Below are 7,963 nucleotides of genomic sequence, written 5' to 3' on the forward strand. Positions count from 1 at the left end.
ACACGCAAAAAATCCATTGCAATCACAGAGGCAGATTGGTAGAATAGAAAATGAAACTATAAATTTACAGGAGGAAAACGGAATGTTAAAGGGAAAAACAGTGCTTCTTGGTGTTACCGGAAGTATCGCTGCATATAAGATCGCGTATCTTGCCAGCGCACTGAACAAGCTTCATGCACAGGTTCATGTACTTATGACGGAGAATGCCACGAATTTTATCAATCCCATCACATTTGAATCACTGACAGGAAATAAATGCCTGGTGGACACCTTTGACAGGAATTTTCAGTTTCAGGTAGAGCATGTGTCTCTTGCCAAGCAGGCAGATGTGGTAATGATCGCTCCGGCAAGTGCTAATGTGATCGGTAAGCTTGCCCATGGTATTGCAGATGATATGCTGACTACTACCGTTATGGCATGTAAATGTAAAAAATATATTTCTCCGGCAATGAATACGAATATGTATGAAAATCCTGTTGTCCAGGATAATCTGAAAATCCTGGAGCATTATGGTTTTGGAGTTATTGATCCCGCAGTGGGATATCTGGCATGCGGAGATACCGGAGCCGGCAAGATGCCGGAGCCAGAGGTACTTCTTCAGTATATCCTCAGAGAAATTGCCCGTGAAAAGGATCTTGCAGGCAGAAAACTCCTTGTAACAGCCGGACCGACGCAGGAGTCTATTGACCCGGTTCGTTATATTACAAACCATTCTTCGGGGAAGATGGGATATGCTGTTGCGCGGGCAGCTATGCTCCGTGGAGCAGAGGTGACACTGGTAACAGGTCCCTGTGCCATAGATCCGCCTCCTTTTATAAAAACAGTACCTGTGATCACTGCGAGAGACATGTTTGAGGCAGTCACATCAGTCAGTGAGGAACAGGATATTATTATAAAGGCTGCAGCAGTGGCGGATTACCGTCCGATTCATGTTGCAGACGAAAAGATGAAAAAGCATGACAGCGAAATGAACATAGAACTGGAAAAAACAGACGATATCCTGAAATATCTGGGAGAACACAGACGCCCGGAACAGTTTTTATGTGGATTTTCCATGGAAACACAAAATATGATCGGTAATTCCAGGGCCAAGCTTCAGAAGAAGCATCTGGATATGGTGGCAGCCAACAATCTTAAAGTGGCAGGCGCCGGATTCCAGGGAGACACAAATGTGCTGACCCTGATTACACAGAATGAGGAAGTGTCACTTAAGCTGATGAGCAAAGAGGATGCAGCCAATGTCATTCTGGATAAGATTCTCTCTATTTTAAAAGAGAGGGAAGTGTAACCCGTTTACCAGGAAGCGGGCAAATAAAAAATTCCGGCCCGCAGTTCCGCACCGTATTGTATCCCTGAAGAGGGAACGATAACAAGGAGGAAAAAATGAAAACAACAAAGAAATTCACTACGTCACAGCTTACCATGTTAGGGTTGATGTCCGGCATTCTTCTGCTTATGGCATATACTCCTTTGGGGTATTTGAACATCGGTCCTCTGGCAATCTCTTTTAATGTGATCCCGGTTGCTGTCAGCGCTGTTGTGCTGGGACCCACAGGGGGAGCTATTGCAGGAGCTATTTTTGGACTTACCAGTTTTGGGCAGTGTATCGGAATCGGTGGTACCAGTGCAATGGGAGCCATGCTTTTTAGTATCAATCCGCTTCTGGCATTTCTCCAGAGATTTCTTCCGAGACTTCTGGATGGTTTTTGCATTGGATACATATTCCGGTTTATGCGCAAAAAGACAAATATTTATGTATCCTGTGCAGTAACCGGATTTTTCTCTGCATTTCTTAATACGCTGTTCTTTATGACAGCATTGATTGGAATGTTTGGAAATACCTCATATATCAAAGAAATGATCGGCGGTCAGAATGTGATTCTGTTCTGCTGTGCTTTTGTGGGTATTAATGCGGTCTGTGAAATGGTTTCTTCTACCGTGATCACAGGAGCAGTAGGCGCAGCCCTTTCCCGGGCACATCTTCTTCCGGCTGCTCAGGCAATCCCTGCAAAATAAACAGAAGTTTTAACGAAAAATTATAAACGGAAGTATTAGAAATAACGTTAGGAATGAGAAAATATGATCTTAGCTATTGATATCGGAAACACCAATATTGTTGTGGGCTGTATCGATCGGGAAAAAACCTACTTCGTAGAACGTCTTTCTACGGTACGCACAAAAACAGAACTGGAATATGCCATTGACCTGAAAACAGTTCTTGATATTTATCATATCAAAAAACAGGATATTGAAGGATGTATTATTTCTTCTGTTGTACCTCAGATCACCAATGTGGCGAAGCTGGCAGCAGAGAAGATCCTGAAAAAAGAGGTTATGGTAGTAGGACCGGGGCTGAAGACCGGCTTGAATATCATGCTGGATAATCCGGGAGAAATGGGGGCGGACCGTGTGGCGGATGCTGTTGCAGCCATGACTTTTTATCCTGTGCCTCTTGTGATCGTAGACATGGGAACTGCCACAACTGTTTCTGTCGTAGACGAAAAGAAGCGTTTTATGGGAGGAATGATCCTTCCAGGCGTGCGGGTATCTCTGGACGCGCTGACAGCAAGGGCTTCCCAGCTCAGCGGGATCAGCATTGAGGAACCAAAAAGACTGATAGGAAGAAATACAGTGGACTGTATGAAAAGCGGTATTCTTTATGGAAATGCTGCTGCAGTAGACGGTATCATAGACAGGATCGAAGAAAATCTGGGACAGAAGGTGACGGTGATCGCTACAGGAGGAATGTCAAAAAAAATCATTCCTCACTGTAAACGGGATATGATCTGGGACCCGGATCTTTTGCTGAAGGGGCTTCTTGTGATTTACGAGAAGAACCGTTCATGAAAATCCTCTGACCATATCCTCCGGAATAGGAGCCAAGAAACACAGCTCTTCTCCGGTGACGGGATGACGAAATTCCAGCTGCAGAGAATGCAGAGGCTGCCTTTGGAAAAAGGTATAATCCGGGCAGTATAGATAATCGGCGGGAAGGGGAAAACCCAGATATCCCATATGGACCCGGATCTGGTGTGTCCTTCCGGTTTCCAGGTGAAGCTCCATGAGAGACATGTTTTTGTGAGAGGCAAGACGGTGATAAAAGGTAACCGCTGCCTCTCCTTTTTCATAGTCTACACATCGTTTGATCACAGAATCTCCAAGCCTTGCAATGGGTGCGGAGATTTTTCCGTTTAAGGGAGGAATCCCTTTGACTACTGCAAGGTATGTACGGCGAATCTCTCTTTTTTTCATCTGGGAGGAAAGAAGGGCCGCGCTGAAAGGATTTTTTGCAAGAATCAGAGCACCGGAGGTGTCACGATCCAGCCGGTTGATACAGCGGAAAGGGCAGAAACTTCCCTGCTGCAGGAAATAAAAGGCGGCGCCGTTTGCAAGGGTATTTTCGTAGTTGCCCATAGAAGGATGTACCGGCATTCCGGCAGGTTTGTTTACAACCAGGATATCCTGATCTTCGAAAAGAATATCCAGATTTATGGAGGTTGGAGGGATGTTTTCCGGATCGCCGGTTTCCGGGATATGGATGCGGAGAATGTCCCCATCGGATAGAAGTGTTCTTCCTCCGACTTTGAGTCCGTTTAAAAGGATGGCATCTTTCTGGGACTTCATGGAGGAAAGGATATTTCTGGAAAATCCTTTTGCACGCAGAAAATCCAGAATTTGTGTGCCGCTGTGATCTTTTGTAATGGAATAAGTAAGGATTCTGTCCATGGAAATACCTCGTCTGCTGGATTATTTTCTTGATTGTGATTGTAGTGCTGCCTTGTTTACGGGAAGAGCTTTTTTTGCCAGTTTACGGTAGCTTCCTGCTGACATACCGCAGTATTTGCGAAAGCTTTGAGAAAGATAGCTTTGAGAAGAGAAGCCGGTAAGGTGGGCAATATCGGAAATTCCGTAATCTGTAGTTTCCAGAAGCTCCTTGCAGACTTCGATCCTTCTGCGGTTCAGATAGCTGATGGGGGAGATACCATAATATTTGGTAAACTCATGACTCAGATAATACTTGTTTAAATGGCTGATGGCAGAAAGCTGATCGAGAGTTATAGGTTCGCTGTAGCTGGAATCCAGATAACGTTTAATATCTGCGCATTCCCGGCTGGGCTGCTGAGAGGAGACAACCTCAAAAGCTGAGTCGGTGAGTCTTTTCAGCTGGATAGTAAGGCTTTCCAGCATGTTTCTGCAGATGCTTTCATATCCGTCCTGTTTCTGATCCAGTTCCTGAAAAATTGAATGAAAGTAAAAAAGCAGGTCTGTTTTTTTCTGCCGGCAGTTAAAAATCTTAAAATCTTTATGATCGTGAAAAGAAAAACTGATCCCGTCTACACCTACAGTAAAATAACTGAGCGGGTGGCTGCTGTCAGAAAGCTCTGTGTGGCTTAAATGAGGGCTGATAATAATAAGATCATCTTTTGTAATAGGAAACACATCATCCCGGATAAGAAAATTCCCCTTTCCCTCCCGTACATAAAAAAGCTCGGTAAATCCATGGGAGTGGGGGATACTGGACCAGTCGCCCTCGTACCGGGAGGCGGAGGCAGAGACAAGTACCGCATCTACAGAGGGACAGGAACTGGAAGTGAAAAGCAGAGAACGGCTGCTCATGGCGGCTCCTTTCTATATGGCAAATATTAGTGTTTTTGTTTTTGGAATTGTTTTATAAAACTTAATAATTTCATCATATCACAAAAAAAGTTATACAGCAAGATTTCTAAAAAACAAAGCAAAAAGACAATTGAATTCACAGGCCAGAATCATTATCCTATACTTAGAAAAAGGAAATATTTGTACAGGGAGATTTTTACACAATAGTAATGGAGGTAAAAAACATGGCAGAAAAAAGAGGAAGAGTCACGATTCCTACGGATCTGGACGTGATCAAAGAAACACTTGATATTATGAAGGAATGGGGGGCAGATGCCATCCGCGACTGTGACGGCACAGAATTTCCCCAGGAGCTGAAGGATACCGGCTCCAAGATTTATGCAACTTATTATACAACCCGTAAGGATAACAACTGGGCAAAGGCACATCCGGAAGAAATCCAGCAGATGTATATTATGACTTCCATCCATACAGCAGTTGAGGAGAGTCTGGAAATCCACCTTATGGATCATCTGTATCCGGATATGCTTGCAGTCAATACAAGAGATGATATCCGCAAATGGTGGGAGGTTATGGACCGTACAACCGGTCAGCCTGTTTCCTGTGAGAAATGGTCCTATCAGGAAGAAACAGGAAATGTAGTGATCCAGGCAGAACGTTTCCATCAGTATACCGTAAGCTTCCTCGCCTATATCATGTGGGATCCGGTTCATATGTATAATGCAGTTGTAAATGACTGGAAAGACGTGGAACCGCAGATGACCTTCGATGTGCGTCAGCCGGCAACCAGAGAGTATTCTCTCAACCGTCTCCGTCGTTTCCTGGAAACACATGAGTATGTGGATGTAGTGCGTTTTACTACATTTTTCCATCAGTTCACACTGATCTTCGATGAAATGGCAAGAGAAAAATATGTAGACTGGTATGGATATTCCGCATCTGTCAGCCCGTATATCCTGGAGCAGTTTGAAAAGGAAGTGGGCTATGCGTTCCGTCCGGAATTTATCATTGATCAGGGATATATGAATAATACCTATCGTATTCCTTCCAAAGAATTCTGCGATTTCCAGGCATTCCAGCGCAGAGAGGTTGCTCTTCTTGCAAAGGAAATGGTAGATATCGTACATGAGTATGGCAAAGAGGCCATGATGTTTATGGGAGATCACTGGATTGGTATGGAGCCGTTTATGGATGAATTTGCTCAGATCGGTCTTGATGCAGTAGTAGGAAGTGTTGGAAACGGAGCAACTCTTCGTCTTTTCAGTGATATCAAACATGTAAAATATACAGAGGGACGTTTCCTTCCGTATTTCTTCCCGGATACCTTCCATGAAGGCGGTGACCCGGTAAAAGAAGCAAAGGTAAACTGGGTAACAGCAAGAAGAGCAATCCTGAGAAGTCCCATCCAGAGAATTGGTTATGGCGGTTATCTGAAGCTTGCTCTTCAGTTCCCGGATTTTGTAGACTATATCAAGGAAGTGTGCCAGGAATTCCGTACTCTTTATGACAATATCCAGGGGGTTACTCCTTACTGTGTCAAGAGAGTAGCTGTTCTGAACTGCTGGGGTAAAATGCGCGCATGGGGCAACCATATGGTGCATCACGGTCTCTATTATAAACAGAACTATTCCTACTTTGGAGTGATCGAAGCACTGAGCGGTGCTCCTTTTGATGTTGCATTTATCAGCTTTGAAGACATTAAGGCAGATCCTCAGCTTTTGAAAAACTTTGACGTGGTGATCAATGTAGGAGATGCAGATACTGCACAGAGTGGCGGAGAATACTGGATCGATGAAACTGTCAGCACAGCAGTTCGTGAGTTTGTATATAACGGCGGCGGATTTATCGGCGTAGGCGAGCCTGGCGCTCATCAGTGGCAGGGTAAATTCTTCCAGCTGGATGACATCCTTGGTGTAGAAGAAGAGAGAGGATTTAACCTGAATACAGACAAATATAACTGGGAAGAGCACAGAGATCACTTTATCCTGAAGGACTGTGCAGGAGAAGTGGATTTCGGTGAAGGCAAGAAGAATATCTTTGCCCTTCCGGAAACAGAGATCCTGATCCAGAAAGACAAAGAAGTTCAAATGGCAGTGAAAACATTTGGAAAAGGCCGTGGTGTGTATATCAGTGGTCTTCCATACAGCTTTGAGAACAGTCGTGTGCTGTATCGCTCTGTTCTGTGGTCTGCATCTGCAGAAGAAGAACTGAACTTATGGTATTCAACAAACTACAACGTAGAAGTCCACGCTTATGTAAAGAACGGAAAATACTGCGTGGTAAATAATACTTATGAACCGCAGGATACGACCGTTTACCGTGGCGACGGAACCAGCTTTGATCTCCACATGGAAGCAAATGAGATCAAATGGTATGAAATCTGAGACAAAGTTCTTTATTTGAAGGCCTCCCCGCCCAGGTAATCCATAATTGCCTGGAGCGCCGGAGAGATCCATTTATTTTTATGATAAAGGACCTGTTTCCATATTTCTATGTCCGGTCCCGGTACATGGAGATATGCCAGCTTGTGGCTTCGGACAGCAGCTTCTGTCACATAATCCGGCAGAAAAGAAACTTCGGAACCTTTCTGCAGGATGCTGGTGATAAGACTTGTGTCGCTAAGTTCCAGAAAAGGTGTGATCTCCATGGATCGGCTGGTCAGATACTCATCCAGCAGCTTCTGATAGCTGGTGCTGCGTTCTGTGAGGACAAAGGACTGGCGGATCAGTGTTTTCCATGAAACTGTTTTTTCGCAGGCAAGAGGATGTCCGGCAGAACAGACAAAGTGACAGGCAACCGGTGCTTCGTATGCGATCACGTAATTTCGGTCATAAATATGATGATCCAGCGTATAGACCAGATCCACTTCATTTCGGTTCAGAAGCTGGAACATGGTTTCTGTGCTGGTGCTGATCAGTTCCAGAGAGATTTCGGGAAAAAGCTGATGAAACTGTTCGAAATTATGCTGGAACAGCCAGTGGCACAGAGAGGGGGCAATGGCAATCCGGATATGCCCGGAAAGGGTGAGAGGATTGTCTGCAGTTTTTTTAATAGCGTCGGCAGTACGAAACAGCTGATGGGCAAGGGAAAGTATTTCCTTGCCCTTTTCTGTTAATTTGACACTGTGATTGATCCGCTCAAAAAGTGGGATTCCAAGTTCGTTTTCCAGCTGTCGGATCTGCGTAGAAACAGAGGACTGAGTATATCCGAGACTTTCTGCTGCTTTTGTAAAGCTTCCCAGCTCCGCTACCTGAATAAAGCTTTCCAGATTTCTGATCTCCATAAAAACCTCCTGCATTAACTATTGAAATTTTAGATGCTTTTTATTAAATCTATCAATTTTTCA

At 44.5% G+C, this 7,963-nt stretch carries 7 protein-coding genes; 4 read left to right on the top strand and 3 right to left on the bottom strand.

Annotated features, from left to right (window positions below; translation table 11 throughout):
* The first annotated feature begins 82 nt into the window (after window positions 1-82).
* The 3 genes from coaBC to RDS42_RS09710 all read left to right on the top strand — a co-directional run bounded on the left by coaBC (window position 83) and on the right by RDS42_RS09710 (window position 2,847).
* Entirely contained in the window at window positions 83-1,288 is a 1,206-nt protein-coding gene (coaBC, locus tag RDS42_RS09700; RefSeq protein ID WP_308783482.1) for a bifunctional phosphopantothenoylcysteine decarboxylase/phosphopantothenate--cysteine ligase CoaBC, read from the top strand.
* A gap of 95 nt (window positions 1,289-1,383) precedes the next feature.
* Window positions 1,384-2,016: an ECF transporter S component gene (locus RDS42_RS09705; RefSeq protein ID WP_308783483.1), complete on the top strand. Its 633-nt coding sequence runs from the start codon at window positions 1,384-1,386 to the stop codon at window positions 2,014-2,016.
* A 63-nt stretch (window positions 2,017-2,079) separates the two neighbouring features.
* Window positions 2,080-2,847: a type III pantothenate kinase gene (locus RDS42_RS09710; RefSeq protein ID WP_308783484.1), complete on the top strand. Its 768-nt coding sequence runs from the start codon at window positions 2,080-2,082 to the stop codon at window positions 2,845-2,847.
* On the opposite strand, the gene RDS42_RS09715 is transcribed toward RDS42_RS09710, so the two are convergent.
* Together RDS42_RS09715 and RDS42_RS09720 are read right to left on the bottom strand one after the other, a co-directional pair.
* A complete protein-coding gene (locus RDS42_RS09715) occupies window positions 2,842-3,726 on the bottom strand; it encodes an RluA family pseudouridine synthase (RefSeq protein ID WP_308783485.1) in 885 nt (294 codons plus the stop codon). The genes RDS42_RS09710 and RDS42_RS09715 overlap by 6 nt on opposite strands.
* Window positions 3,727-3,747: 21 nt before the next feature.
* Entirely contained in the window at window positions 3,748-4,617 is an 870-nt protein-coding gene (locus tag RDS42_RS09720; RefSeq protein ID WP_308783486.1) for an AraC family transcriptional regulator, read from the bottom strand.
* 224 nt (window positions 4,618-4,841) lie between these two features.
* On the opposite strand from RDS42_RS09720, the gene gnpA reads away from it, so the two are divergent.
* Window positions 4,842-7,001, top strand: coding sequence for a 1,3-beta-galactosyl-N-acetylhexosamine phosphorylase (gnpA, locus tag RDS42_RS09725; RefSeq protein WP_308783487.1), 2,160 nt, complete (start codon window positions 4,842-4,844; stop codon window positions 6,999-7,001).
* Between the two features lie 11 nt (window positions 7,002-7,012).
* Here the strand turns inward: gnpA and RDS42_RS09730 are convergent, their stop codons facing one another.
* The gene (locus RDS42_RS09730) at window positions 7,013-7,900 is read right to left on the bottom strand and encodes a LysR family transcriptional regulator (protein ID WP_308783488.1); all 888 of its coding nucleotides are present in this window, start codon (window positions 7,898-7,900) and stop codon (window positions 7,013-7,015) included.
* Window positions 7,901-7,963 lie beyond the last annotated feature (63 nt).

Source organism: uncultured Blautia sp. (genome assembly GCF_902497045.1).
GTDB lineage: Bacteria > Bacillota > Clostridia > Lachnospirales > Lachnospiraceae > Blautia_A.

Coding starts and splice junctions, on each gene's coding strand:
- coaBC (WP_308783482.1), top strand. CDS start 83: ATGTTAAAGGGAAAAACAGTGCTTCTTGGTGTTACCGGAAGTATCGCT.
- RDS42_RS09705 (WP_308783483.1), top strand. CDS start 1,384: ATGAAAACAACAAAGAAATTCACTACGTCACAGCTTACCATGTTAGGG.
- RDS42_RS09710 (WP_308783484.1), top strand. CDS start 2,080: ATGATCTTAGCTATTGATATCGGAAACACCAATATTGTTGTGGGCTGT.
- RDS42_RS09715 (WP_308783485.1), bottom strand. CDS start 3,726: ATGGACAGAATCCTTACTTATTCCATTACAAAAGATCACAGCGGCACA.
- RDS42_RS09720 (WP_308783486.1), bottom strand. CDS start 4,617: ATGAGCAGCCGTTCTCTGCTTTTCACTTCCAGTTCCTGTCCCTCTGTA.
- gnpA (WP_308783487.1), top strand. CDS start 4,842: ATGGCAGAAAAAAGAGGAAGAGTCACGATTCCTACGGATCTGGACGTG.
- RDS42_RS09730 (WP_308783488.1), bottom strand. CDS start 7,900: ATGGAGATCAGAAATCTGGAAAGCTTTATTCAGGTAGCGGAGCTGGGA.